General features: G+C 72.2%; 25 protein-coding genes. 18 read left to right on the top strand and 7 right to left on the bottom strand.

Annotation, left to right across the window (positions count from 1 at the left end):
• Positions 1–50: 50 nt before the first annotated feature.
• Positions 51–521, top strand: a complete 471-nt coding sequence (locus ACWDVW_RS19240) for an SRPBCC family protein (RefSeq protein WP_449950590.1) — start codon at positions 51–53, stop codon at positions 519–521.
• A 116-nt stretch (positions 522–637) separates the two neighbouring features.
• Here the strand turns inward: ACWDVW_RS19240 and ACWDVW_RS19235 are convergent, their stop codons facing one another.
• From ACWDVW_RS19235 to ACWDVW_RS19225, 3 genes are all read right to left on the bottom strand, one after another.
• Positions 638–1909, bottom strand: coding sequence for a multidrug effflux MFS transporter (locus ACWDVW_RS19235; RefSeq protein WP_449950587.1), 1272 nt, complete (start codon positions 1907–1909; stop codon positions 638–640).
• 190 nt (positions 1910–2099) lie between these two features.
• On the bottom strand, positions 2100–3071 hold the full coding sequence (locus ACWDVW_RS19230) for a hypothetical protein (RefSeq protein WP_449950585.1): 972 nt from the start codon (positions 3069–3071) through the stop codon (positions 2100–2102).
• Between the two features lie 39 nt (positions 3072–3110).
• A complete protein-coding gene (locus ACWDVW_RS19225; protein WP_449950582.1) occupies positions 3111–4703 on the bottom strand; it encodes a GMC family oxidoreductase in 1593 nt (530 codons plus the stop codon).
• 215 nt (positions 4704–4918) lie between these two features.
• On the opposite strand from ACWDVW_RS19225, the gene ACWDVW_RS19220 reads away from it, so the two are divergent.
• The 8 genes from ACWDVW_RS19220 to ACWDVW_RS19185 all read left to right on the top strand — a co-directional run bounded on the left by ACWDVW_RS19220 (position 4919) and on the right by ACWDVW_RS19185 (position 12181).
• The gene (locus ACWDVW_RS19220) at positions 4919–5551 is read left to right on the top strand and encodes a hypothetical protein (protein ID WP_449950579.1); all 633 of its coding nucleotides are present in this window, start codon (positions 4919–4921) and stop codon (positions 5549–5551) included.
• A gap of 58 nt (positions 5552–5609) precedes the next feature.
• A complete protein-coding gene (locus tag ACWDVW_RS19215) occupies positions 5610–6125 on the top strand; it encodes a sigma-70 family RNA polymerase sigma factor (RefSeq protein ID WP_449950576.1) in 516 nt (171 codons plus the stop codon).
• A complete protein-coding gene (locus tag ACWDVW_RS19210) occupies positions 6115–6966 on the top strand; it encodes an RICIN domain-containing protein (protein WP_449950573.1) in 852 nt (283 codons plus the stop codon). The genes ACWDVW_RS19215 and ACWDVW_RS19210 overlap by 11 nt, the downstream gene beginning before the upstream one ends.
• Before the next feature lie 219 nt (positions 6967–7185).
• A complete protein-coding gene (locus tag ACWDVW_RS19205) occupies positions 7186–7947 on the top strand; it encodes a DeoR/GlpR family DNA-binding transcription regulator (RefSeq protein WP_350697838.1) in 762 nt (253 codons plus the stop codon).
• 57 nt (positions 7948–8004) lie between these two features.
• The gene (locus ACWDVW_RS19200; RefSeq protein WP_449950570.1) at positions 8005–9366 is read left to right on the top strand and encodes an ABC transporter substrate-binding protein; all 1362 of its coding nucleotides are present in this window, start codon (positions 8005–8007) and stop codon (positions 9364–9366) included.
• A 57-nt stretch (positions 9367–9423) separates the two neighbouring features.
• The gene (locus ACWDVW_RS19195) at positions 9424–10353 is read left to right on the top strand and encodes a carbohydrate ABC transporter permease (RefSeq protein WP_449950568.1); all 930 of its coding nucleotides are present in this window, start codon (positions 9424–9426) and stop codon (positions 10351–10353) included.
• Positions 10350–11192 (top strand): carbohydrate ABC transporter permease, encoded by an 843-nt coding sequence (locus ACWDVW_RS19190; RefSeq protein WP_449950566.1) that lies wholly within the window; start codon positions 10350–10352, stop codon positions 11190–11192. The genes ACWDVW_RS19195 and ACWDVW_RS19190 overlap by 4 nt, the downstream gene beginning before the upstream one ends.
• Positions 11189–12181, top strand: a complete 993-nt coding sequence (locus tag ACWDVW_RS19185) for a zinc-dependent alcohol dehydrogenase family protein (protein WP_449950563.1) — start codon at positions 11189–11191, stop codon at positions 12179–12181. The genes ACWDVW_RS19190 and ACWDVW_RS19185 overlap by 4 nt, the downstream gene beginning before the upstream one ends.
• 46 nt (positions 12182–12227) lie before the next feature.
• Here ACWDVW_RS19185 and ACWDVW_RS19180 read toward each other — a convergent pair whose 3' ends face one another.
• The 3 genes from ACWDVW_RS19180 to ACWDVW_RS19170 form a co-directional block, all read right to left on the bottom strand.
• Positions 12228–13316: a hypothetical protein gene (locus ACWDVW_RS19180; RefSeq protein ID WP_449950561.1), complete on the bottom strand. Its 1089-nt coding sequence runs from the start codon at positions 13314–13316 to the stop codon at positions 12228–12230.
• Positions 13313–14455 carry an SPFH domain-containing protein gene (locus ACWDVW_RS19175; protein WP_449950560.1) on the bottom strand — a complete coding sequence of 381 codons (1143 nt, stop codon included), beginning with the start codon at positions 14453–14455 and terminating at the stop codon, positions 13313–13315. Before ACWDVW_RS19175 ends, ACWDVW_RS19180 begins: the two co-directional genes overlap by 4 nt.
• Before the next feature lie 140 nt (positions 14456–14595).
• Complete coding sequence (locus ACWDVW_RS19170; protein WP_449950559.1) at positions 14596–15708, bottom strand: GNAT family N-acetyltransferase; 1113 nt, start codon at positions 15706–15708, stop codon at positions 14596–14598.
• A gap of 56 nt (positions 15709–15764) precedes the next feature.
• Between ACWDVW_RS19170 and ACWDVW_RS19165 the strand changes: the two genes are divergently transcribed.
• The 6 genes from ACWDVW_RS19165 to ACWDVW_RS19140 all read left to right on the top strand — a co-directional run bounded on the left by ACWDVW_RS19165 (position 15765) and on the right by ACWDVW_RS19140 (position 21082).
• On the top strand, positions 15765–16214 hold the full coding sequence (locus ACWDVW_RS19165; protein ID WP_449950556.1) for a MarR family winged helix-turn-helix transcriptional regulator: 450 nt from the start codon (positions 15765–15767) through the stop codon (positions 16212–16214).
• Positions 16215–16341: 127 nt separating this feature from the next.
• A complete protein-coding gene (locus ACWDVW_RS19160) occupies positions 16342–17208 on the top strand; it encodes an ABC transporter permease (RefSeq protein ID WP_449950553.1) in 867 nt (288 codons plus the stop codon).
• Between the two features lie 32 nt (positions 17209–17240).
• Entirely contained in the window at positions 17241–18287 is a 1047-nt protein-coding gene (locus ACWDVW_RS19155) for a taurine ABC transporter substrate-binding protein (protein WP_449950551.1), read from the top strand.
• Complete coding sequence (locus ACWDVW_RS19150) at positions 18271–19071, top strand: ABC transporter ATP-binding protein (RefSeq protein ID WP_449950549.1); 801 nt, start codon at positions 18271–18273, stop codon at positions 19069–19071. The genes ACWDVW_RS19155 and ACWDVW_RS19150 overlap by 17 nt, the downstream gene beginning before the upstream one ends.
• Positions 19068–19949, top strand: coding sequence for a TauD/TfdA dioxygenase family protein (locus tag ACWDVW_RS19145; protein WP_449950546.1), 882 nt, complete (start codon positions 19068–19070; stop codon positions 19947–19949). Before ACWDVW_RS19150 ends, ACWDVW_RS19145 begins: the two co-directional genes overlap by 4 nt.
• A 134-nt stretch (positions 19950–20083) precedes the next feature.
• Positions 20084–21082, top strand: coding sequence for an NAD(P)-dependent alcohol dehydrogenase (locus tag ACWDVW_RS19140; RefSeq protein ID WP_449950544.1), 999 nt, complete (start codon positions 20084–20086; stop codon positions 21080–21082).
• Between the two features lie 25 nt (positions 21083–21107).
• Here the strand turns inward: ACWDVW_RS19140 and ACWDVW_RS19135 are convergent, their stop codons facing one another.
• Complete coding sequence (locus ACWDVW_RS19135) at positions 21108–22181, bottom strand: XdhC family protein (RefSeq protein ID WP_449950541.1); 1074 nt, start codon at positions 22179–22181, stop codon at positions 21108–21110.
• Between the two features lie 121 nt (positions 22182–22302).
• Between ACWDVW_RS19135 and ACWDVW_RS19130 the strand changes: the two genes are divergently transcribed.
• The 3 genes from ACWDVW_RS19130 to ACWDVW_RS19120 are packed head-to-tail and all read left to right on the top strand — an operon-like array spanning position 22303 to position 26113.
• Positions 22303–23175 carry an FAD binding domain-containing protein gene (locus tag ACWDVW_RS19130; RefSeq protein ID WP_131053981.1) on the top strand — a complete coding sequence of 291 codons (873 nt, stop codon included), beginning with the start codon at positions 22303–22305 and terminating at the stop codon, positions 23173–23175.
• Between the two features lie 2 nt (positions 23176–23177).
• On the top strand, positions 23178–23726 hold the full coding sequence (locus tag ACWDVW_RS19125; RefSeq protein WP_449950537.1) for a (2Fe-2S)-binding protein: 549 nt from the start codon (positions 23178–23180) through the stop codon (positions 23724–23726).
• Positions 23723–26113: an aerobic carbon-monoxide dehydrogenase large subunit gene (locus ACWDVW_RS19120; protein WP_449950535.1), complete on the top strand. Its 2391-nt coding sequence runs from the start codon at positions 23723–23725 to the stop codon at positions 26111–26113. The genes ACWDVW_RS19125 and ACWDVW_RS19120 overlap by 4 nt, the downstream gene beginning before the upstream one ends.
• The last annotated feature ends 9 nt before the right edge of the window (positions 26114–26122 follow it).

Here is a 26122-nt window from a genome sequence, read left to right as displayed (position 1 = left end):
ACGGATCGGTGCGCGCCGGTTTCGTCACCGGTGACCGGTACCGTCCGCCCATGTACACGACCGAGATCACCGTGCACGTGCGGGCACCCCGCCCGGCGGTCTACCGGGCCCTGCTCGACCCCGACGCGGTCGCGGTGTGGCGGGCGCCGGAGGGCATGACCGGCCAGGTGCACCACTTCGAGGCCCGCGAGGGCGGTGCGTTCCGGGTGTCGTTGACCTACGACGCGCCCGACGCCACGGGCAAGACGGCGGCGCACACCGACACCTACCACGGCCACTTCCGCCGGTTGGTGCCGGACGAGCTGGTGGTGGAGGTGCTGGAGTTCGAGACCGACGATCCCGCCCTGCGCGGTGTCATGACGATGACCACCACGCTCACCGACGCCGACGGCGGCACCGACGTGCACGTCGTGCACGAGGGCGTGCCGGACGCCGTCCCCGCCGCCGACAACGAGACCGGCACCCGGATGTCGCTGGCGAACCTCGCCCGCCTCGTCGAGACGGGCGAGGCGCACCGATAGCCGCAGCCCACTCCGGGCCGCCGACGGGCACGGCCCTCGACCGGCACGGCCCTCGACCGGCACGGCCCTCGACCGGCACGGCCCTCGACCGGCACGGCCGCCGACCGGACCGGCGGTCAGTGGACCGCGACAGCCAGCGGCTTCGCGTCGGGCTCCGGAGCGTCGAGCTGTGACGGTCGCACCACGAGGTGCAGCACGACCAGCGCCGACGCCATGCCACCGGCCACCACCACGGCCATCGCCAGCGCACCGTTGCCGAGCACCCCGACCATCGGCGCGGCCACCGCACCGACGCCGAACTGCACCGCGCCGAGCAGCGCGGAGGCGGTGCCGGCGGCCTCGCCGTGCCGGGTCAACGCCACGGCCGGGGCGTTCGGCAGTGCCAGGCCGGCGGCGGCGAGCACCACCCACAGCGCCGCGAGCAGCGCCGGCAGGCCACCGAGCCCGGTCGCGGCGAGGCCGAGCAGCACCAGACCGGCGACGGTGCCGACCAGCAGGGCGCCGGCCAGGATCCGTTGCGGCGAGTAGCGCCGCAGCAGGCGTACGTTGGCCTGGGTGGCCGCGATCAGACCGATGGCGCCCGCGCCGAAGGCGAAACCGAACTGCTGCTCGTCGAGGCCGTACTGCTCCTGGAGGACGAACGAGGAGCCGCTGACGTAGGCGAAGATCGACGACATCGCCAGCCCGGCCACGAGCACCAGCCCGACGTAGGGCCGGTCGCGCAGCAGCGAGCGGTAGAGACGCGCGGTGGGGATGACGCCGCCGCGCTGACGGCGGGCCGGCGGCAGCGTCTCCCGCAGACCGAAGACGGCGACCAGCATCAGCAGGACGCCGAAGACGGCGAGCGCGGCGAACACGCCCTGCCACCGGGTCCAGCGCAGCAGTTCGCTGCCGAGCGTCGGCGCGAGCACCGGCGCGGCCCCCATCACCAGCAGCAGGCGGGACAGCACCTGCGCGAAGGCCCTACCGCTGAACAGGTCGCGGACCACGGCCATGGCGATCACGGCGGCGGCTGCGGCGCCCAGGCCCTGGACGACCCGCAGCGCGCCGAGCACGGCGACGTTCGGGGCGAGCGCGCAGAGCACCGAGGCGACGATGTGCAGCGCGGTGCCGGCGATCAGCGGCTTGCGCCGACCGACGGCGTCGGAGAGCGGGCCGATCAGCAGTTGGCCCAGGGCGAGCCCGACCAGCGTGCCGGTGAGGGTCAACTGGACCGCCGCCGAGCTGGTGGCGAGGTCCTCGGCGATGGCCGGCAGCGCCGGAAGGTACATGTCGATGGTGAGCGGCCCCACCGCGATCAGGGAGCCGAGGACGAGGATGAGCCGTACGCGTTGCCGGGGGCTCATCAGGTCGCCCGGCATCAGCGCGCCCGGCGGCGGGGCGCTCATCGGAGGATCTCCGGCCGGTCCGGACGTTGAGCAGGCAGTGGTGCGACGGTCATATCTGGCTCCAACCCGCAACCGGCGAGCTGATTCCCGGTCGACGTATTGGTAACGCAGCTCACAGCCGGTCGGGCGCGGGTGACCACCCGGTCGTCGGAGGGCGGGCGGACCGTCGGGTCGACGGCCCGCCCGACCGTCAGGACGACCCGATCAGCGACCGGTGGACCTGCTGCTGGGAACCCTGCACGAAGAGGTGCACCTGACCGCCGTACAGGGTGGTGCCGGGCGCCGAGACCAGGTCGACCGGGCCGGTCGCCGTCGACCATCCCGACCAGGTGCCGGTGGTCAGGGTGTAGGCGACGGTGCGGACCGTGCCGCTGTCGGCGTCGCTGACGTACAGGCGCAGGTCACCGCCGTACACCTGGGCGGCCGGGCCCGACGGAGCACCCGCCGAGCCGGGCACCGTGGACCAGCTCGTCCAGGTGTCGGTGGACAGGTCGTACCGGACGGTGCGGAGGTTGCCGGCCGGGCCACGGACGAACACCCACAGCCAACCCCCGTAGACCGCGGTGGCCGGCGCGGAGGTCGCGCCCTGCAGCCCCGGCGGCGTCGACCAGGCCGACCAGGTGTCGGTGGAGAGGTCGTACCGGGTGGTGCGCAGGACGCCCACCGACCCCCGGACGAACAGGTGCAGGTAGCCGCCGTACACCGCGACGGCCGGCTCCGACGTGACGGCGCCCGACCCGGGCACCGTCGACCAGGCCGACCAGCTCGCGGTCGTCAGCGAGTACCGGGAGGTCTGGACGGTGCCCGCCGGTCCCCGGACGAACAGGTGCAGGTCACCTCCGTAGAGGATGACCGCCGGTGCGGAGGCCGCCCGGGCCGGGCCCGGCACGGTCCGCCAGCCCGACCAGGCCTCGGTCTCCAGGGAGTACCGGTTGTGCACCACGCTGTCGCCGGGGCCCTCGGCGACCAGGTGCACCTCCCCGCCGTAGGCGGTGGCCGCCGGCCGGGACAGCACCGGGGTGGTGCCGGGCACGGTCGTCCAGCCCGGGGGTGACGACGGCTGTGCCGGGGCGGCGCCGGCCGGTGCGGCGGACAGCACCGTGCCGACGAGTGTGAGGGCGAGCAGGCGGCTGACCAGCCGCACGCGGCGCATCGATGACATGGCGGACTCCAAGGTGGACGGTGGCGGAAGCATACCGCCTCAGGCGGCGCGGATGAGGTCCGCGGCGCGCCACGCCAGTGCCATCACCGGCGCGTTGAGATAGCCGCTGACCAGGGTCGGCAGCACCGAGGCGTCCACCACGCGCAGACCCGTCAGGCCCCGGACCCGCAGCTGCGGGTCCACCACGAAGTCGTCGCCGGGACCCATCGCGCAGGTGCCGACCGCGTGGTACCCGCAGTACCCGAGCGCCAGCCCCGCCTGGATGATCTCGTCGTCGTCGCGGACGGCCGGGCCGGGCAGCGTCTCCACCGAGATCCGCTTGGCGATCGGGCCGGTGGCGAAGAGTTCCCGGGCCCGCCGGAAGGCGTCGACCGCCACCCGCCGGTCGTGCGCCGCGTCGAAGTAGCCGGCGACGATCCGGGGCGGTGCCTCCGGGTCGGCGGAGGTGATGGCGAGGCTGCCCTCGCTCTCCGGCCGGGTCACCGTGATCTGCGCCATCAGCCCCGACTCGGCCTCCAGCTCCAACGCGCGTCCGGGCCGCCGGGGCGCCGCCGAGAAGGGCGCGACGAGCAACTGTGCGTCCGGGTGCCGGGCGGTGGGGGTGGAGCGGAGGTACGCGCCGACGTCGTACACCGGCAGGGCCAGCGGACCTCGCCGGGTCAGCAGGTAGCGCAGCAGTTCCCGGCCCTGCCCGAGCGGCCCGCTCAGGCGGGGGTTGTAGCCGACCCGGCCGGTCAGCCGGAACTGGATCGGGGTGGTCCGGTGCTCGCGCATCCCGGCGCCGACCCGGGGCCGGTCGAGCAGCACGTCGACCCCGGCCCGGCGCAGCGTGTCGGCCGGGCCGATCCCGGAGACCTGCAACAGGTGGGGGGTGGCGATCGCCCCGGCGGCGAGGACCACCTCCGCCCGGGCCCGGAAGTCGACCGGCTGCCCGCCCCGGTGCGCGCGCACCCCGACCGCGCGACCGTTCTCCACGAGGACGCGACGGACCACCGTGTTCACCGCGACGTGCAGGTTGGGCCGGTGCCGGACCGGGTGCAGGAAGGCGTCGGCGGCACTGCTGCGGCGACCGTCGCGGATGGTGGCCATCAGGTAGCCGATCCGCTCGTCGTCACCGGCGTTCAGGTCGTCCGTCCGGCGCCAGCCGAGTTCCTCCCCGGCCGCGATGGTCTCCTCGCAGACCTCGTCGGTGCCGGTGGCGGTGGACAGTCGCAGCGGCCCGCCGACACCACGGACGTCCGAGGCGCCCAGCGGGTTGTCCTCCAGCCGCTTGAAGATCGGCAGCATGGTGTCCCAGCCCCAGCCGGGGTTGCCGAGGCGCTCCAACTCGTCGTAGTCGAGCCGGTCGCCCCGGGCGTACACCATGCCGTTGATCGAGCTGGAGCCGCCGACGAGGCGTCCGCGCTGCCAGACCTCCCGCCCGCCGGAGGGCACCTCGGCGGGGTAGTGCCACGCGGTGCGCCGGTCGTCCATCAGCTTGCTGAAGCCCTTGGGGATGCGGACCCACGGGCTGCCGTCCCAGCCGCCGGCCTCGATCACCAGCACCCGGACGCCGGGGTCCTCGGTCAGGCGGTTGGCCAGCACGCAGCCGGCCGAACCCGCGCCGACCACCACATAGTCGTACTCCGTCATGGGAATCCTCCGGTTCGGCGGCCCGGCAGCGGACTTACCGTATTGCCTCGGTCACGCAAAGGGAAGAAGTCGCCGATACGTACGCGATTTCCGTACGCAGAGTGATCACGCGTCGTGGTGAAACCACCGCCGTACGCCAGGCGTCATGAGGCTGTACGGACCGACACCCGGACCGGTCGGACGGGCTCGGGGCGGTAGCCGGAAGGTGGGAGGCCATGATGGTGACGGGTAGGTGGCTCGCCGGTACGGGCCTGGTGGCGCTGGTCGCCGCCGCAGTGGGGGTGTACGGGGTGGCGTCGGCGTCCGAGAAGGCGCCACCGGCGGTCGCGCCGTTGTCGACGGCCGCTCCGGTCGTCGCGGCGACGCCCCAGCCGACGCCGAAGCCGACGGTGGAGCCGGTACTCTCCGGCACGCGCCGGGTCACGATCGTCCGGGTCGGCGCGTTCGAGTCCGGGCTGTCGTTGCTCGACGGCGGGCGGCTGGCCGAGGTGGACGACGACCAGGGGCGGCAGGTGTTCGTGCCGACCCCGCTGGGCGGGCAGGAGTTCCTGATCAAGTCGTACTACGGCGGCGGCACCGGGCGGCCGGTCTGCTGGCAGGCGCACAACCCGGGCAACACCCGACCGTTGGTGGTGCGGGGCGCCACCTGCCGGGCCGGTGACCCGCTCCAGCGGTTCGTCGTCACCAGGGCGCAGGGCGGCGGCGCCCGCGAGTTCGTCATCAGCAACAGTTGGGCCTACCTGCGGACCACCGCGCGCAACGGGCTGATCCTGGAGGAACTGGGCGACGCGTCGCCGTTCGACAGCTTCCGGTTCAACGACACCGGGCCCGCGCCTCGGCAGGGCTGACGTTCGGCGGGGATGTGGCATGACCAGGAGCGACCGGATCGGCTGGAGACCGTGATCGATGCGCGACGCTGACGAGTTCGACGCCTTCTACGCCGCGTCGGCCCAGCGGGTGCTGGGCCACCTCTACGCCATGATCGGCCGTCGGGCCGAGGCGGAGGACGCGGTGGCGGAGGCGTACGCCCGGGCCTGGGACCGGTGGGCGACCGTCCGCGAGTGCGACAGCCCGGAGGCGTGGGTGCGCAGCGTCGCGTACCGGGTGGCGGTGAGCGCCTGGCGTAAGGCGGTCAACCGGCTCACCGCCCACCGGCGGCAGGCCGCCGAGGAACACGTCGAGGGCAGCTCGGTCGACCACGTCGCGATCGTGGCCGCGCTGCGCCGCATCCCCGCAGAGCAGCGCCGGGTGGTGGTCCTGCACCATCTGGTGGGCCTCAGCGTGGCGGAGATCGCCACCGAGGCGGGCACCAACGTGAACACCGTCAAGACGCGGCTCGCCCGGGGGCGACGCGCCCTCGCCGCCCATCTCGGCGACGACGAGCATCAGGTGACCAGCGGAGGGAGGGGACATGAGCGCTGACCGCGAGCTGGACGACGCCCTGCGCGGGTTGGCCCGGCACGGCGGGCAGGGCCGGGTCCACGCCGCCGCCGAGATCCGGCGTCGGGGGGACACCCGCCGTCGCCGTCGACACGTCGCGACCGTCACGGTCGGAGTCCTCCTGGTCGCCGCGCTCGGTGCCGGCACCGCCGCCATCCGCCTCGCCGGGCCGCCGCACACCATCCCGGTCGGGCCGGCCGGACCGACCCCGGTCCCGGCCACCGACCCGCCCGAGGTCACCCCGGGTCCCCACACCGTCGCTCCCCCCACCGGCTCGTCGAGTCCGTCCACCGCGTCGTCCCGCCCCGGCCCGGACGGCACCCGGCCGTCCGTCACGGACCCGTCCAGCCCCGCCTCGGGCACCTCCGGGTCGCCCTCGGCGGGCGCCGGTGGGGTGCTGTCCGGGCAGCGTCAGGCCACCGTCGTCCGGGTCGACGGGATCGGCGGGGTGTCGCTGCGCGACGAGGGTGGTCTCGGCGAGGTCGACGGGGACGAGGGCCACCAACTGTTCGTCTTCGTGCCGCAGGGCGGCGACACCTATCTGGTCCGGGTCGCCGGGGCGGGCGACACCTGCTGGGAGTCGCGCTCCTCGGGCAGTGCCGCGCTGCGGGTGGTGGGCGCCGCCTGTGACCCGGACGCGCCGAGGCAGCGGTTCTCGATCGTGCGGGACGGCGAGCGGGGCGGCGCGCCCGCGTACGCGATCAGCAACCTGTCCGCGTTCCTCCAGCACTCGCCGACCCGGGGGCTGATCCTCGAGGAGATCGGCGACGCGACGCTGACCACCTATTTCCGGTTGGTCGACAACGGGGCCGCGCCGAGCTGACGAGGCGACGCCCGACCGGGCGCGCCGGGTGCTGATCGGGCAAGCCGGGGCGTCAAACGGGCGATTGTTCTGCGCGGTAAAGGGCTGATGTCCGCTATGCGCTGCCCGTTCGGGCTGGCTTACGGGCAACAAACCCACCAGAATCACCCGCATGTGACCGGAGTCACCTCACCGTCCACGGTGGTACAAAAAGACACACACACCGACGGGAGGTGCACAGTGGACGCGAACCAGCGCCGCCACCACATCCTCGCCGTCGCGCGCCGGCAGGGCGACGTGGACGTCCGCCACCTCGCCGCCGAGCTGAGCGTCGCGCCGGAGACCATCCGTCGCGACCTGAGCCTGCTGGCGCAGCAGGGTCTGGTCCGCCGGACACACGGCGGCGCCTACCCGATGGAGACCGCCCGCTTCGAGACGACCCTGGAGACCCGGGCCACCCGGATGGTCGTGGAGAAGCGGCGGATCGCCACCGCAGCCGTGGAACATCTCGGCGACGCCGAGTCGATCTTCATCGACGAGGGTTACACCCCACAGCTCATCGCCGAGGCGCTGCCCACCCACCGGCAACTGACCGTGGTCACCGCCTCGCTGCACACCGCGGCGACACTGGCCGCGTACCCGTCGGTCACGGTGCTGTTGCTCGGCGGCCGGGTACGCGGACGCACGCTGGCCACCGTCGACCACTGGGCCACCCGGATGCTCGCCGGCTTCGTCATCGACCTGGCCTACGTCGGGGCCAACGGCATCTCCCGCAAGCACGGGCTGACCACACCGGACCCGGCCGTGGCCGCCGTGAAGGCCCAGGTCATGTCGGTGGCCCGGCGGGTGGTCTTCGCCGGGGTGCACACCAAGTTCGGCGGGCACAGCTTCTGCCGGTTCGCCGACGTGGCGGACCTCGACACCGTCGTCACGGACACCGCGCTGCCGGCCTCCGAGGCGCACCGCTACTCGCTGCTCGGCCCGGTGGTGCTGCGCGTCTGAGCGCCCCGGCCGATCGTCCCCTCACCCTCACCTCACCACCACTTCCGGAGGTTCGCTGTGCCCAGAACACGAACTGCGCGCCGATGGCGCGGCACGCTCGCCGTCGGCCTCGCCGTCGCGCTGGTCTCGACCGCCTGCTCCGGAGCCGGCGGCGGATCGTCCGACGACGGCACGGCCATCACCGTGCTGATGGTCGGCAACCCGCAGATGGAGGACCTGGCCAAGGTTACCGCCGAGAACTTCACCAAGGACACCGGGATCACCGTCCGGTTCACCATCCTGCCCGAGAACGAGCTGCGCGACCGGGTCACCCAGGACGTCGCCACCCAGGGCGGCCAGTACGACGTGGCCACCATCGGCGCCTACGAGGCGCCCATCTGGGCGCAGAACGACTGGCTGCACGAACTCAGCTCGTACGCCGACGGCGACACCGGCTACGACAAGGGCGACCTGCTCGAACCGATGGTCGCCTCGCTCTCCGGCCAGGACGGCAAGCTCTACGCCGCGCCGTTCTACGGCGAGTCGTCGTTCCTGATGTACAACAAGGAACTCTTCGCGGCCAAGAACATCACCATGCCGGAGCGCCCGACCTGGCAGCAGGTCGCCGGGTTCGCCGCCCAGCTCGACGACTCCGACGCCGGGATCTCCGGCATCTGCCTGCGCGGGCTGCCCGGCTGGGGTGAGCTGTTCGCGCCGCTGACCACCGTGGTGAACACGTTCGGCGGCACCTGGTTCGAGAAGGACTGGACGCCGAAGGTCAACGCGCCGGAGTTCACCGAGGCGACCAAATTCTACGTCGACCTGCTCCGCGCGCACGGCCAACCGGGCGCCCCGCAGTCCGGGTTCACCGAGTGCCTGAACACGTTCGGCCAGGGCAAGGCGGCCATGTGGTACGACGCCACCTCCGCCGCCGGCACCCTGGAGGACCCCAACTCCAGCACGGTGGCCGGCAAGGTCGGCTACGTGTACGCGCCGGTCGAGAAGACCGACTCGTCCGGCTGGCTGTGGGCGTGGGCGCTGGCCATGCCGAAGACCACCAAGAACGCCGACGCCGCCTGGAAGTTCATCTCCTGGGCGACCGGCAAGGAGTACGAGCGGCTGATCGGCGGCTCGCTCGGCTGGTCCCGGGTACCGGCCGGCAAGCGCCAGTCCACCTACGAGATCGCCGAGTACCGCGAGTCCGCGAGCGCCTTCGCCGACATCACGCTGAAGTCCATCCAGGAGGCCGACCCGGTCGACCCGGGCGTGCAGCCCCGGCCCGCGCTCGGGGTGCAGTTCGTCGGCATCCCGGAGTTCGCCGACCTCGGCACCAAGGTCTCCCAGGAGGTGTCGGCGGCGATCGCCGGCCAGAGCACCGTCGAACGGGCGCTCGCCGACGGCCAGCGGTTGGCCGAGGAAGCCGCCAGCAAACACCGGTAGCCGCGTGTCGGGGCCGGTCGACCGGCCGGCCCCGACCCTGCCCTGTGAGGCGGATCGATGACCACGACCACCACCGGCCCGGACGCGAGCGCGCGTCCCGCCGTACGTCCCACCCGGCCGGACCGTAAGCAGCGCTGGGCCCGCCGCGCCCCGCTGCTGCCCGCCCTGGTCTTCGCCATCGTGGTGACCCAGCTCCCGTTCCTGTTCACCCTCTACCTGTCCACCCAGAGCTGGAACGCGTTGCGTCCGGGCAGCCAGGAGTTCATCGGGCTGGCCAACTACGCGACCGTGCTCAGCGACGCCCGGCTGCGGGCCGCCCTGGTCAACACCGTGGTGCTCACCGCCTCGTCGGTGATCGTCTCGGTGCTGCTCGGCCTCGGCCTGGCCCTCCTGCTGGACCGGAAGTTCCCCGGCCGGGGCATCGTGCGGACGCTGCTCATCACCCCGTTCCTGGTGATGCCGATGGCGGCGGCGCTGCTCTGGAAGCACGCCATCTACAACCCGTCGTACGGCCTGATCAACGGCATCTTCGGCGGCAGCACCGACTGGGTGTCGCAGTACCCGATGGTGGCCGTGGTCGCCTCGCTGGTCTGGCAGTGGACCCCGTTCATGATGCTGATCATCCTGGCCGGGTTGCAGGGCCAGTCCCTGGAGACGTTGGAGGCCGCCCGGGTCGACGGCGCCGGCCCGTGGCAGACCTTCACCCGGATCACGCTGCCTTACCTGCGGCCCTATCTGGAACTCGGTGCCCTGCTCGGCGCGATCTATCTGGTGCAGACGTTCGACGCGGTCTTCACCATCACCCAGGGTGGCCCCGGGCGGGCCACCACCAACCTGCCGTACGAGATCTACCTGACCACCTTCCGTAAGTTCGAGTACGGCGAGGCCGCCGCGGCCGGTGTGGTGGTGGTGATCGGCACGATCGTCGTCGCCACCTTCGCGCTGCGGCTGCTCTCCAGCCTGTTCCGGATGGAGGACGCGCGATGACGCGTACCGCTGCCCCGGTCCGGCGTGGCCCGGGCTTCACCGGCGCGGTCTGGACCGTGCTGGCCTGGCTCGCCGGACTGCTGTTCTTCCTGCCGGTGGCATGGATGGTGCTGACCGGCTTCAAACGCGAGGTGGACGCCGCCAGCAACCCGCCGGCCTGGTTCTTCACCCCGGTGCTCGACGGCTACCGCCAGGTCTTCGACCGCGACCTGATGCCGTACCTGCTCAACTCGCTTATGGCCAGCGTGATGTCCACGCTGCTGGTGCTGCTGCTGGCCACCCCGGCCGCGTACGCGCTCTCCATCCGGCCGGTCGCCAGGTGGCGCGACGTGCTGTTCTTCTTCATCAGCACCAAGATGCTGCCGGTGGTCGCCGCGCTGCTGCCGATCTACCTGCTGGTGCAGAACCTCGGCATGCTGGACAACGTCTGGACCCTGGTCGTGCTCTACACGGCGATGAACCTGCCGCTGGCGGTCTGGATGATGCGGTCGTTCATGCTGGAGGTGCCGACCGCCCTGATCGAGGCGGCGGCGATGGACGGCGCCAGCCTGCTGGTCACCATCCGGCGGATCCTGTTGCCGATCGTCGCGCCCGGCCTGGCCGCCACCGCGCTGATCTGCTTCATCTTCAGCTGGAACGAGTTCTTCCTCGCGGTCAACCTCACCGCCACCAGGGCCGGCACCTCGCCGATCTTCCTGGTCGGCTTCATCACCTCCGAAGGGCTGTTCCTGGCCCGGCTCTGCGCGGCGGCGACGATCGTGTCGTTGCCGGTGGTGCTGGCCGGCTGGATCGCCCAGAAACAACTCGTCCGAGGACTCTCCATGGGGGCGGTCAAGTGAAGGCAGCAGTCATCGTCACGCCGGGTCAGATCAGCGTCGAGTCGGTACCGGACCCCACGCCCGGCCCCCGGGACGTGGTCGTCGAGGTGGCCGGCAGCGGGATCTGCGGCACCGACCTGCACATCATGGACGGCGAGTTCGCGCCCGCGTACCCGATCGTGCCGGGTCACGAGTTCGCCGGCACGGTGGTCGCGGTCGGCGGCGACGTCACCGAGGTCCGGGTCGGCGACCCGGTCGCCGTGGACCCGTCGCTGCACTGCGGCGAGTGCTACCAGTGCCGGCGTGCCCGGGGCAACCTCTGCGAACGGTGGAACGCCATCGGGGTGACCGTCGCCGGGGGTGCGGCCGAGTACGCCCTCGCCCCGGTCCGCAACTGCGTGGTGCTGCCCGAGGGCGTCGCACCGGCCGACGCGGCCCTGATCGAACCGCTGTCCTGTGCGGTACGCGGCTTCGACGTGCTGCCCCGGCAGCTCGCCGACCACTACCTGATCTATGGCGCGGGCACGATGGGCCTGATGATGCTCGAACTCGCCAAACGCTGCGGCGCGGCCACGGTCAGCGTGGTCGATCCGAATCCCGACCGCCTCGCCACCGCCGTCGCGCTGGGGTGTTCGGCGAGCGCGGCGGGCGCGGACGAGCTGGACCGGCCGCGCGGCTGGGACGTGGTGATCGACTGCACCGGCGTGCAGGCCGCCATCGAAGACGGCCTCGGTAGGGTCGCCCCCGCCGGCACGTTCCTCCAGTTCGGCGTCTCCGAGTACGCCACCCGGGTACCGGTCGAGCCCTACCGGATCTACAACAAGGAGATCACCGTCACCGGCTCGATGGCGGTGCTGCACAGCTTCGAGCGTGCCGCCGAACTCTTCGCCGTCGGGGTCCTGGACCCGGCCGTCTTCATCAGCCACCGGTTCCCGCTGGAGAAGTACGCCGACGCGATGGCGCAGTTCCGGGCCGGCGTCGGTCGCAAGATCCAGATCGCCGCCGCGTGAGGTGCGCGGCGGCGTCTCCGATCCGAGCCGGGCCCGGCGGCGCGGCCTAGCGACCCAGCGCGAACGCCAGCACGATCGTGGCGACCAGCGTCAGCGCGGCCAGCACCGCGAGGGTGATCTTCACCGCGCTGTACGGGCGGTCGCCGATCACCTCGCCGGTACGGGCGTTGACCAGGATCTGGTACGACCGCCCGGCGTGCAGGTAGGCGGCGACCCAGACCGGCAACAGCATCAGCTTGTACGTCACGTCCGAGTAGCTGGTGTCGACGGAGTCGACGCGCTGTTCGTCGCCACCGATGTCGCGGCGGCAGTCACCCTGGATGACCGGCGCCATCCGGGTCTTCGCCGTGGCCAGCCCCGCCTCGGGCTCGGTGTCGTAGCGCAGCGCGTGGTAGCCGGCCAGGTAGTCCCCGTGGTACGCGACCGCCTCGGTCAGCGGCCACGGGGCCAACCGGTCCAGTTGCTGCTCCGGCAGATACCGGGTGGCCGGGACCAGCACGTCGTCGAAGTCCCGCCGGACCGTGCCGCCGGCCGGATGCCACTGGGTGCGGCGTACCTGCCGGGTCCGCATCTCGGTCTTGCCGTCGACGATCACCGTGTAGTTCTCGGTGACCCAGTAGTGCTGGCCGCGCTGCCCCCGGTACTGCGACACGGTCCGCGCGTCGAACGTCCAGTGCGGCAGGTAGGTGCCCTTGAGCGTCTCCGCCTCGCTGACCTTCTTGAGGCTGTTCGGCGCGAACCAGCGGCTGCGGCACCAGGTGCTCAGCGCCGTCCGCACACCGGTGCGGTCCACCACGAACGGCAGCACCCCCTCGGGGGCGATCAGGCTGCCCGTCGCCTGGTCGGCCACCAGCGGCGCGGTGCAGAACTGGCAGCGTTTCGCCAGCGCGTTGCTCTCGGTCCGGGCACCGCAGCCCGGGCAGACGAAGGTGTACGCGCCGACCTGCGCCACCGGCTTGCGCGCCAACGTGGCCAACTGGGCGTACGCGTGCTCGCGTACCTCCCGGCCGGCCCCGGCGATCTCCTGCTGGCTGCCGCAGTACGGGCAGCGCAGCACCGCCGCGCCCGGCGCGTACTCCACCCGGGCGCCGCAGCCGCCGCACCCGAACGTCGGCGGCACGGTCGCGCCGCTCATCGCGGCGGCAGTGGCGGCGGAACGCTGGCCAGCACCGAGGCGAGCTCGGGAAGCTGCCCGGCGGGCTGCCACTGTGCCATGCCGGACCGCCAGGCCAGGGTGTCCGGGCCCAGCCTCCCGGCGGCCACCTGGGCGGCCAGCCCACCGAGGTCGAACGGGCCCTGTCGCTGCCCGTCGACGCCGATGAACCACTGGGTCTGGTTCGGCAGCGGCGGTGGCTCGGCGCTCGGCGGTGTCGGGGCGTGCGCCGTCGGGGCCTGCGGTGCGGGCGCGTGCTGCGTCTCGCCGGCCATCGTGCGGGCCATCTGCTGCCCCATCGCCATGCCCATGCCGAGCCCGACGCCGGCCCCCGCCTCGCCGCCCGGGTTGCGGGCCGCCTCCTCCAGCGCGGTCGCGGCCTGGAACTGGGTGAACCGGTCCAGATCGCCGACCGCGCCCATGCTGGTGCGCTTGTCCAGCGCCCGCTCCACCTCCGGCGGCACGGAGATGTTCTCGATGACGAAGGTGGGGATCGCGATGCCGACATCGGCGAGTTCCGCCGTCAGCACCCCGGCCAGCCGCCGGCCGATGGCGTCCTGGTGCGCGGCCAGGTCCAGCAGCGGTACGCCGGCCGTGGCCAGCGCCCCGCCGAGCCGTCCCACGATGAGCTGTCGCAGGTACTCCTGCACCTCCTCGGTGCGGAACTGCGGATCGGTGCCGACCAGCTCCCGCAGCAGACGCTGCGCGTCCACCACCCGGGCCGCGTACGCGCCGAACGCGCGCAGCCGGACCACGCCGAACTCGGCGTCCCGCAGGATCACCGGATTCTGGGTGCCCCACTTCATCTCGGTGAACTGCCGGGTGTTGACGAAGTACACCTCGGCCTTGAACGGCGAGTTGAAGCCGTACTTCCAGCCCTTGAGCGTGGAGAGGATGGGCAGGTTGCGGGTCTCCAGCGTGTAGGTGCCGGGCGGGAAGGCGTCGGCGATCTGCCCCTCGTTGACGAACACCGCCGTCTGCGACTCGCGCACGATCAGCTTGGCGCCCATCTTGATCTCGTTCTGGTATCGGGGGAAGCGCCAGACGATCGTGTCCCGGCTGTCGTCCAGCCACTCCACGATGTCGACGAACTCGCCCCGGAGCCGGTCCATGAGTCCCATCCCGTACCTCCCTGTCGGCCACGTGATCATCGTCGTCGCGGGCGACCGTATCAACCGGTGACCAGCAACACCGCCCGGGTGCGGGCCTCGGCCGGATGCCGCGCCGGCCGCGCCCCCGGGACGACGGTACCGATCGCCGGTCAGGCGCTCACCGCCGGTTGGCGCGGCGCGGCGACCGGACGGCGGGGCTTGACCAGGTGGACGACGCCCTGTGCGGCGTCGACCTCGGTCACCGTGTAGCCGGCCCGTTCGTACACCCCGATGTTGCGGGTGCTGCGGTGGCCGGTGCACAACGCGTGGTGCGTGGTGGTCTCCGGGGCCTGCGACTCGGCGTGGGCGAGCAGCCAGGAACCGATTCCCCGACCGGCCTGGTCGGGGGCGACCATCAGACGGCCGACCAGCCAGGCGTCCCCGTCGGCGCGGGCCCGCACCGACCCGATCAGGCGGCCGTCGCGGCGCAGGCACCAGATCCGCCAGGTCGACGTGGAGGCACCCAGGTCCGCGAACGACTCCTGCAACGGCGGCAGGTCGAGGGTGTCGTTGACGATCGCCTCCTGCACCCAGCAGCAGCGCTGGAGCACGAACAGCTCGGCCAGGTCCTCGTCCCGGACCTCGGCCAGGGTCAGTCCCTCGACCGGCCCGGCGGTGAGCGTCGGGGGCGTGGGTGCCCGCAACGGACGCAGGGAGCGGGCCACCCGGTCGAGTTCGCGCAGCACGGCGCGCGCGCCGTCGGTCAGCGTGGGGGAGTCGACCACCTGCCCGTCGCGGGTGTGCTCGGCGAGGCGCAGCGCGACGGTGGCCCCGATCGGCACCATCCGCAGCGTGGTGACGACCTGCTTGGCCATCTGCACCGCGCGGGTGCCGGCCGAGGTGTTGCCGTAGCTGACGAACGCCACCGGCTTCCACGCCCACTCCTGATAGAGGAAGTCGAGGGCGTTCTTGAGCACCGCCGGCATGCCGAAGTTGTACTCCGGGGTGACCACCACGAACGCGTCGGCGGCGGCGACCCGGCGACTCCACTCGCGGGTGTGCTCGTGGGCGTACTCGCTGCGCGAGGGGTGCTCGGGCTCGTCGAACATCGGCAGCCCGACGTCGGCCAGGTCCGCGACCTCCACCCGTGTCCCGTGCCGGGTGGCGTCGGGGGTGACGGCGGCGACGAACCAGTCGCCGACGGCCGGACCGAGTCGGCCGGGACGGGTGCTCGCGACGATGACGAGGACGCGCAGAGGTGCGGACGGAACAGTCGATGACATGTCAACGAAGGTACGCGGGCTTTCGATGACATGTCAACGACAGGTACGGTGGTGGTATGGCGACACCGTGGCTGAACGCCGACGAGGAGCGGGCCTGGCGGGCGTTCCGACGTCTGCTCGTCGCGCTGCCCGCCCGCCTGGACCGGGACCTGGTCCGTGACTCGGGGCTGTCCCCGGCGGACTACGAGGTGCTCAGCACGCTGTCGGAGAAGCCGGACCGTCGCTGGGCGCTCAAGGACCTCGCCGCCAAGATGGAGTGGTCCCGCAGTCGGCTCTCCCACCACGCCACCCGGATGCAGGCCCGGGGGCTCGTCACCCGGGAACCCGACCCGCAGGACGCCCGAGGGTGCCTGCTGCGCCTGACCGACGAGGGCTTCGACGTGCTGGAACGCGCCGCGCCGCAGCACGTGGCGTCGGTGCGCGCCCGCTTGCTCGACCACCTCGACCTCGAGGAGCTGGCGCTGCTCCGCGACCTCTCCACCCGCATCGCCGATCTGCCGGACTGAGCGGCGCGCGGTCGTCGCCGTGCGGGTATCGGTGGCGATCGTTCCACGCCGTGGGCGAGGTCTTGCCTAATGCCCTACTAAAGCTGTAGGAAAAGCAGGCTATGTGGTCGTCGAGGGGAGAGAACGCGTGAGCACCGTCGTCGCCGTGCCGACTGCGGGTGCCGATGCCGGTGCTCCGCCACCGACGCGGTCACCCCGTCCCTCGTGGCGTGCGGGTCGGACGCGCCGGATCGCCCTGCGCGCCGTCGCCCTCCTTGTCCTGCTCGGACTCTGGCAGGCGCTCGCGGTGCTCACCGACAACCCCACGTTCATCCCGTCCCCGGGCGCGGTCTGGGACCGTCTGGTGCAGACCTCCAGCACCCACGACGGGGTCCGGGGCTACAGCGGACACCTGCTGATCGAGCACCTCGGCGTGAGCCTGCGCCGCATCCTCGTCGGCTCCCTGGTGGGCGTCGGCGCCGGGCTGGTGCTCGGTCTGGTCATGGGCACCGTCCCCTGGGTACGCGTGGCGGCCGAGCCGGTGGTCACGTTCGTCCGCGCGCTACCCCCACTGGCCTACTTCAGTCTGCTCATCATCTGGTTCGGCATCGACGAGACGCCGAAGCTGTGGCTGCTGTCGATCGCCGCGCTGCCTCCGGTGGCCGTCGCCACCGCCTCGGCCGTCACCGCCGCCCCGGCCACCCTGGTGGAAGCCGCCCGCGCGCTGGGCGGTGGACGGTGGGCGGTCACCCGGGACGTGGTGTTTCCACACGCGCTCCCGGAGATCTTCACCGGCATCCGGCTCGCCGTCGGCATCGCGTACTCGTCGGTGGTCGCCGCCGAGACCATCAACGGCGTACCGGGCATCGGCGGCATGGTCCGCGACGCGCAGCGGTACTCGCAGACCGACGTCGTGGTGCTCGGCCTGTTCGCCATCGGCCTCTCCGGCCTGCTCATCGACGCGCTGCTGCGCGCCGCCGAGGACCGGCTCGTCCCCTGGCGCGGTCGAGGCTGACCGTGCCGTCCCGATTCGAGAATGGACAATCCGTGGACCGACGTTTCACCCGTGCCGTCACCGCGAGCCTGCTGCTGCTCTCCACCGTCGGGCTCGCGGCCTGCGGCGACGGCGCCGCCAGCGGCGGCGGCGACCCGCAGGACAGGACCATCCGGCTCGCCTACCAGGCGTTCCCGAGCGGTGACCTGGTGGTGAAGAACCAGGGGCTGCTGGAGAAGGCGCTGCCGGACTACGACATCACCTGGACCAAGTTCGACTCCGGAGCGAGCATCAACACCGCGTTCGCCGCCGGCAGCGTGGACATCGCCGCGATCGGCTCGTCCCCGGTCGCCCGGGGACTCTCCGCACCGCTGAACCTGCCGTACAAGGTCGCTTTCGTCCTCGACGTGGCGGGCGACAACGAGGCACTGGTGGCGCGCAACGGAAGCGGCGTCGCCGCCGTCGCCGACCTGCGTGGCAAGAAGATCGGCACCCCGTTCGCGTCGACCGCGCACTACAGTCTGCTCGCCGCGCTCGACCGGGCCGGTGTGCGGGAGTCCGAGGTGACCCTCGTCGACCTGGAGCCGCAGGACATCCAGGCCGCCTGGACCCGTGGCGACCTCGACGCCGCCTACACCTGGCTGCCGTCGCTGGACGAACTCAAGAAGACCGGACAGGTGCTGGTCACCAGCCGGGAACTGGCCACCGCGGGCAAGCCGACGCTGGACCTCGGCGTGGTCTCCACCGCGTTCGCCGAGGCCCACCCCGACGCGGTGGACGCCTGGCGCAGGGTGCAGGCACAGGCACTGGACCTGATTGCGACCGACCCGGCCGCCGCCGCCACCGCCGTCGGCGCGGAACTGAACCTCAGCGCCGAGGACGCCCGCCACCAGTTGAGCCAGGGCGTGTTCCTCAAGCCGGCGGAGCTGTCCGGCCCGGAGTGGCTCGGTACGCCGGAGAAGGTCGGCGGGCTCGCCGACAACCTGTACGCCGCCGCCGTGTTCCTCAAGGCGCAGCACAAGATCGACGCGGTGCCGGACCGGTCGGTCTTCGCCGAGGCGATCTACACCAGGGGACTGCCGGGTGTCCTCCAGCCCTGACGACGCGGTCGAGATCCGCGACGTCACCCACGTCTACGGCACCGGTCCCGACGCGGTGACCGCACTGGGCCCGGTGGATCTCCGGGTTCCGCCGGGCAGCTTCGTGGTCCTCGTCGGCGCCTCCGGATGTGGCAAGAGCACGTTGTTGCGGCTGATCGCCGGCTTCGAGCGCCCGACCAGCGGCACGGTCACCGCGGCGGGCGTGACGCCGGTGCCCGGCCGCAACGCCGGTCTGGTGTTCCAGCAGCCCCGGCTGCTGCCCTGGCGGACGGTCGGTGGCAACGTCGGTCTCGGGCTGCGGTACGCCGGCGTGCCGCGCGCCGAGCGGACCCGCCGGGTGCCCGAGCTGCTGGACCGGGTCGGGCTGCCGAACGTGGCGCACCGGCGCACCTGGCAACTCTCCGGGGGGCAGCAGCAGCGGGTCGCTATCGCCCGGGCGCTGGCCGTGGAGAACCCCCTGTTGCTGCTCGACGAACCCTTCGCGGCCCTCGACGCGTTGACCCGCGAACGGCTTCAGGAGGACCTGCGGAAGGTCAGCGCCGACACCGGCCGCACCTGCGTGTTCGTCACCCACAGCGTGGACGAGGCGGTGTTCCTCGGCAGCCGGGTGGTCGTCCTGACCAGCCGTCCGGGACGCGTCGCACTCGACCTGGACGTCGACCTGCCGCGTACCGGTGTGGAGCCGGACGAGCTGCGCGGCTCGCCGGAGTACGCCGCCCTGCGCGCCACGATCGGCCACGCCGTCCGTACCGCCGCAGTCCGAACCGAAGGGACACCACGATGACCGACACCCTCGTCGACCTGGCTCTGGATCCGCTCGGACCGCACTTCGGCGGGGAGGTACGCGGGCTGGACCTCGACCGGGCCACCGACGCCGAACTCGCCGCGGTACGCGCGGCTCTGGTGGATCGCAAGGTGCTGTTCTTCGCCGATCAGCACCTCGACGACGACGGACAGGTACGCCTCGGTCGCCGACTCGGGGAACTGACCGCCTCGCACCCGGTGGTCGGCGGGGTGGACGAGGCGCACCCGGAGGTCTACGCGCTGGACAGCGCCGACAACGGCTTCGCCGACGTCTGGCACACCGACGTCACGTTCGTCGCCCGTCCGCCCCTGGGGTCGATCCTGCGCGCGGTCACCCTTCCACCGACCGGGGGTGACACGACGTGGGCGGACAGTCAGCTCGCGTACGACTCCCTCGCAGAGCCGGTGCGGCGGCTGGTGGACGGGCTGGTCGCGGTGCACGACGGCAACCGCGAGTTCGGCTACTACCTCGCCCAGCGGCGCGGCGGCCGGGGCAGCGTCTGGGACGGCGAGGTGGTCACCCGGCTCGATCCGGTGGAGCACCCGGTGGTGCGGGTGCACCCGGAGACCGGCCGCCGGGGCATCTTCGTCAACCCGGGCTTCACCTCGCACGTCGTCGGCGTCTCCGAGGCCGAGAGCCGCGCGATCCTGGATCTGCTCTACGCGCACCTCACCAAGCCCGAGCACCTGGTGCGGCACCGCTGGCGGACCGGCGACGTGGCGATGTGGGACAACCGCAGCACCGCGCACTACGCCAACCGCGACTACGGCGACGCGCGCCGGGTGGTCCACCGGATCACCCTGCGGGGCGACCGCCCCAGCGGTCCGGTCACGCCGTGGCGGGGCCAGCCGCGCTGACCGGGAGCGGGTGCCGCGCCACCCGTGTCGCGGCCGGGTCGTACTTTCGGTCGGGCCGCCTCCTGCCGGGGACCGGTGCGGTCGCGGCCCGTGTGCCGATGAGTCGTGCCCGCCGCGAACACCACCATGGCGTCATGAAGGCGATCGTTGCGCACCGATACGGCTCACCCGACGTGTTGCGGCTCCAGGAGGTCGACCGGCCGGTCCCGGCCCCCGACGAGCTGCTGGTGCGGGTGCACGCGGCCTCGCTCAACGCGCGGGACTGGCACGTCCTGCGCGGCGACCCCTACCTGGCCCGGCTGGCCGCGCCGCAGATGATGGGGCTGCGCGGGCCCCGACGCGTGATCCGGGGCACCGACTTCGCGGGCACCGTCGAGGCGGTCGGCGCCGACGTCGACCGGTACCGCCCCGGTGACGAGGTGTACGGCGACACCGGCGACCTGCACGGGGCGTTCGCCGAGTACCTCTGCGTACCCGCCGCCCAGGTCGAGTCGAAACCGGCGAGGCTCAGCTTCGCGCAGGCCGCGGCGCTGCCGCTGGCCGGCAACACGGCCCTGCTCGGGGTACGCGACGTGGGGCGGCTGCGCGACGGGCAAACCCTGCTGGTCAACGGTGCCTCCGGCGGTGTCGGGACGTTCGCCGTCCAGATCGGCAAGGCGCTCGGAGCCACCGTGACGGCGGTCTGCCGGACCCGCAACGTCGACCTGGTCCGGTCGCTCGGCGCGGACCACGTGGTCGACTACACCACGCACGACTTCGCCCGCCTGGGCCGCCGCCACGACGTCGTGCTCGACTTGGTCGGCAACCGGTCCCTGGCCGACCTGCGACGCGCCTTGGTCCCCGGCGGCACGCTGGTGCTCTCCGGCGGCGGGACCTTCCAGGGCCGGCCCGCCCTGGTCGGGCCGATGGCACTGCTGCTCCGGGCCCGGTTGGCGACGCGCGTGGCCGGTGAGCGGAGGGAACTGCTCGCGACGCCGCAGAGCCGTGAACTGCTGGCCGGGCTGCGCGACCTGGTCGAGGCCGGCCTGGTCGACCCGGTCGTCGACCGCACGTACCCGCTCGCCGAGGTGCCCGAGGCGATGCGCTACCTGGAGGGCGAGCACGCCCGCGCCAAGGTGGTCATCACCGTCTGAGCCGGGACCGGCGCGGTCGGCGGGCTCAGTCGTGGTGGATCGGGCTGTCCAGCTCGGTCAACGGACGACCCGAGCCGCCCCACGACTCGGCGACGATCTCGGCGGCGATGGCCACCGCCGTCTCCTCCGGCGTCCGCGCACCGAGGTCCAGCCCGATCGGGGAGCGCAGGCGGGCCAGGGTGTCCTCGTCCACCCCCGCCTCGCGCAGCCGACGCATCCGGTCGTCGTGGGTGCGGCGACTGCCCATCGCGCCGATGTAGCGCGCGGGCGTCCGCAGGGCGACCTGGAGCAGCGGGACGTCGAACTTCGGGTCGTGGGTCAGCACGCAGAGCACGGTGCGCTCGTCGACGGTCGTCTCGGCGAGGTACTCGTGCGGCCAGCGCACCACGAGGTCGTCCACGTCGGGGAAGCGTTTGCGGGTGGCGAACACCGGACGGGCGTCGCAGAGCGTCACGTGGTGGCCGAGGAACCGGCCGATCCGCGCGACGGCGGCGGCGTAGTCGATCGCGCCGAACACGATCATCCGGGGCGGCGGCACGTACGACTGGACGAAGACCGACACCTCGTCGCGGCGCTGCTCGCCGTGCGTACCGAGGTGGACGGTGCCGGTGCTGCCCTGGGCCAGCATCCCGGCGGCCTGCTGCGCCACCGCGCGGTCCAGGTCGGGGTCGCCGAGGCTGCCGGCCACCCGGTCGGGCCAGACCACGAGCTGGGCGTCCCCGGTCGACGCGGTGGCCACCGGCCGACCGGCGGTGATCGCCTCCAGGACCGCGTCGGTCTCGGTCAGCGCCGCCTGCGGCTGCACCAGGATCTCGATGGTGCCGCCGCAGGTCAGACCCACCCCGAACGCGTCGTCGTCGCTGACGCCGTAGATCTCGGTCCGGGCCTTGCCGGTCTCGATCGCCTCCCGGCACAGCTCGAAGACCGCGCCCTCGACGCAGCCACCGGAGACGCTGCCCAGCACCTCACCGTCGGCGTTGACCGCCATGGTGGCCCCGGGCTGCCGGGGCGCCGAGCGCCAGGTGCGGACGACGGTGGCCACGGCGAACGCGACGCCGGCCGTACGCCAGTCCGTCAGTCCGTCCGCGATGTCCCGCATGGCTGCACCATCCGTGGACACCGGTGTCATCGTCAACCCGACCTAAGCAATTGCTTAGGTCGACGTTGACTTTGTAAACGGCCCCGACCAGATTCTGGCGGGACCGTGGAGGAGCGACATCATGCAGGTTCCGGCACCGTTCGAGTACGAGCGCGCCACCAGTGTGGACCAGGCCATAGGTTTGTTGGAACGGCTGGGCGGAACAGCTCGGCTGATCGCCGGTGGGCACAGCCTGCTGCCGATGATGAAGCTGCGGCTGGCCAATTTCGACTATCTGATCGACATCAACGATCTGCACCCGGAACTCGGTTACATCCGGCCCGGCCGGCACGAGCTGCGCATCGGCGCGCTCACCCGGCACCGCGAGTTGTTGGAGTCCGCCGAACTGGCCGCCGCGTTCCCGATCTTCGCCGACGCGGAGCGGGTGATCGCCGACCCGATCGTGCGCAACCGGGGCACCCTGGGCGGCTCGCTCTGCCAGGCGGACCCGTCGGAGGACCTGTCGGCGGTCTGCACCACGCTGGACGCGAGCTGCGTGATCCGGGGCCCCGGCGGCGTCGAGCGGATCGTGTCGATGGAGGAGTTCCACGTCGGACCGTACGAGACGGCGGTCGGCGAGGCCGAGATGCTGATCGAGGTCCGGCTGCCGGTACGCCCCGGCGGCGGCAGCGCGTACGAGAAGGTCGAACGCCGGGCCGGCGACTGGGCCGTGGTCTCGGCCGGCGCGGCGATCTGGCTGGACGGCGGCGTGATCTCCGACGCCCGGGTGGGGCTGGCCGCGGTCGGCCCGAACACCACCGGCATCCCGGAGGTCTCGGCCGCGCTGCGCGGGCAGGAGCCGACCGAGAGCGTGTTCGCGCGGGCCGGCGAGATCGCGGCGAGCCAGTGCGAACCGGTCACCGACCAACGCGGCAGTGCCGACTACAAGCGGCATCTGGCCGCCGAGCTGACCAAGCGGGCCCTGCGCCGGGCCGCCGAGCGGGCGAGGAGCTGAGCATGCAGGTCACCATGACCGTCAACGACGTCGAGGTCACCCGGGAGATCGAGGGTCGGCTGCTGCTCGTGCACTTCCTGCGGGACGTGCTGGGTCTGACCGGCACGCACTGGGGCTGCGACACCAGCAACTGCGGCACCTGCGTGGTCTGGCTGGACGGCGAGCCGGTGAAGTCGTGCACGGTGCTCGCCGCGATGGCCGGCGGCCACGAGGTGCGTACCGTCGAGGGCCTTGCCTCCGGCGCCGAGCTGGACCCGGTGCAGCAGGGCTTCATGCAGTGCCACGGCCTCCAGTGCGGTTTCTGCACGCCGGGCATGATGATGACCGCGCGGGCGCTGCTGAACCGCAACCCCGACCCGAGCGAGCCGGAGATCCGCGAGGCGATCTCGGGCCAGATCTGCCGCTGCACCGGGTATTCCACCATCGTCCGGTCCGTGCGCTGGGCCGCCGTGCACGAGCAGGCCGCCGCGGCCACGGTCGCCGAGTCCACCGAATCACCCGCCGCCGGCGAGATCTCCGACGCCGGCCAGCCTGCCGGGAGCCCCGCATGACGACCGTGCACGAGCCCGTGGACACGTTCCACGACAACGACCAGAAGCCGGTCGGGTACGGCCGGATGCTGCGCAAGGAGGACCCGCGCTTCGTCCGGGGCCGGGGCCGCTACGTCGACGACGTGCAACTGCCCGGCATGCTGCACCTGGCCATCCTGCGGTCGCCGGTGGCGCACGCCCGGATCGTCTCCATCGACACCAGCGCCGCCGAGGCGTCGCCCGGGGTCAAGGCGGTGGTGACCGGGGCGATGCTGGCCGAGCAGAACCTGGCCTGGATGCCGACGCTCTCCAACGACGTGCAGGCGGTGCTCGCCACCGACAAGGTGCGCTTCCAGGGCCAGGAGGTGGCCTTCGTGGTCGCCGAGGACCGGTACGCCGCCCGCGACGCGCTGGAGCTGATCGACGTCGAGTACGACATCCTCGACCCGGTCGTCGACGTGCGCCGCGCGCTGGAGCCGGACGCCCCGGTGATCCGCGACGACCTCGAAGGCAAGGCGAACAACCACTGCTTCGACTGGGAGACCGGCGACGAGGCGGCCACCGAGGCCGCGTTCGCCCGCGCCGATGTGGTGGTCAGCGAGGACATCGTCTATCCCCGGGTGCACCCGGCGCCGATGGAGACCTGCGGCGCGCTCGCCGACTTCGACCCGATCGAGGGCAAGCTGCGGCTCTGGTCCACCACCCAGGCGCCGCACGCGCACCGCACCCTGTACGCCATCGTGGCCGGTCTGCCCGAGCACAAGATCCAGGTGATCGCACCGGACATCGGCGGCGGGTTCGGCAACAAGGTGCCGATCTATCCCGGGTACGTCTGTGCCATCGTCGCCTCCATCGTCACCGGCAAGCCGGTGAAGTGGATGGAGGACCGCTCGGAGAACCTGATCAGCACCGGTTTCGCCCGCGACTACATCATGCGCGGCGAGATCGCGGCGACCCGGGACGGCAAGATCCTGGCCATCCGCACCAACGTGCTCGCCGACCACGGCGCCTTCAACGGCACCGCCGCGCCGGTGAAGTACCCGGCCGGGTTCTTCGGCGTCTTCACCGGCAGCTACGACATCGAGGCCGCCTACTGCAAGATGACCGCGGTCTTCACCAACAAGGCCCCCGGCGGTGTCGCGTACGCCTGCTCGTTCCGGATCACCGAGGCCGTGTACCTGGTGGAGCGGATCGTCGACTGCCTCGCCGACGAGCTGGGCATGGACCCGGCCGAGCTGCGGCTGAAGAACTTCATCCAGCCCGAGCAGTTCCCGTACACGACGAAGACCGGCTGGGTCTACGACTCGGGCGACTACGAGCCGACCATGCGGCTGGCCATGGAGATGGCCGGCTACCCCGAGCTGCGCCGCGAGCAGGAGGAGAAGCGGGCCCGGGGCGAGCTGATGGGCATCGGCATCGCCTTCTTCACCGAGGCCGTCGGCGCCGGTCCCCGCAAGAACATGGACATCCTCGGGCTGGGCATGGCCGACGGCTGCGAGCTGCGCGTGCACCCGACCGGCAAGGCCGTGGTCCGGCTCAGCGTGCAGTCCCAGGGCCAGGGCCACGAGACCACGTTCGCGCAGATCATCGCCGAGGAGATCGGCATCCCGCCGGACGACATCGACGTGGTGCACGGCGACACCGACAACACCCCGTTCGGTCTCGGCACGTACGGCAGCCGGTCCACCCCGGTCTCCGGGGCCGCCGCCGCGCTGGTCGCCCGCAAGGTCCGGGACAAGGCCAAGATCATCGCCTCGGCCATGCTGGAGGTGTCCGTCGCCGACCTGGACTGGGAGAAGGGCGTCTTCCACGTCAAGGGCGACCCGGGTAAGTCCGTCACGATCCAGGACATCGCCATGCGCGCGCACGGCGCCGGTGACCTGCCCGACGGGATCGAGGGCGGACTGGAGGCGCAGATCTGCTACAACCCGTCGAACCTGACCTACCCGCACGGGGCGTACATCTGCGTGGTGGACATCGACCCGGGCACGGCCCAGGTGACGGTGCGCCGGTTCATCGCGGTCGACGACTGCGGCACCCGGATCAATCCGATGATCATCGAGGGGCAGGTGCACGGCGGCCTGACCGACGGCGTCGGCATGGCGCTGATGGAGATGATCGCCTTCGACGAGGACGGGAACTGCCTCGGCGCGTCCATGATGGACTACCTCATCCCGACCGCGCTGGAGGTGCCCGACTGGGAGACCGGCTACACGGTCACCCCGTCGCCGCACCACCCGATCGGCGCCAAGGGTGTGGGGGAGTCGGCCACCGTCGGCTCGCCACCGGCGATCGTCAACGCGGTCGTGGACGCCCTCAAGCCGTTCGGGGTCCGGCACGCCGACATGCCGCTGACGCCGTCGCGGGTCTGGGACGCCATGCGCGGCCAGGCCCGACCGCCGATCTGAGGAGGCGAC

Source organism: Micromonospora sp. NPDC003241 (assembly GCF_053589795.1).
The sequence above is the reverse complement of the archived record's forward strand: the minus strand, read 5'-3'. Positions and strand labels throughout refer to the sequence as shown.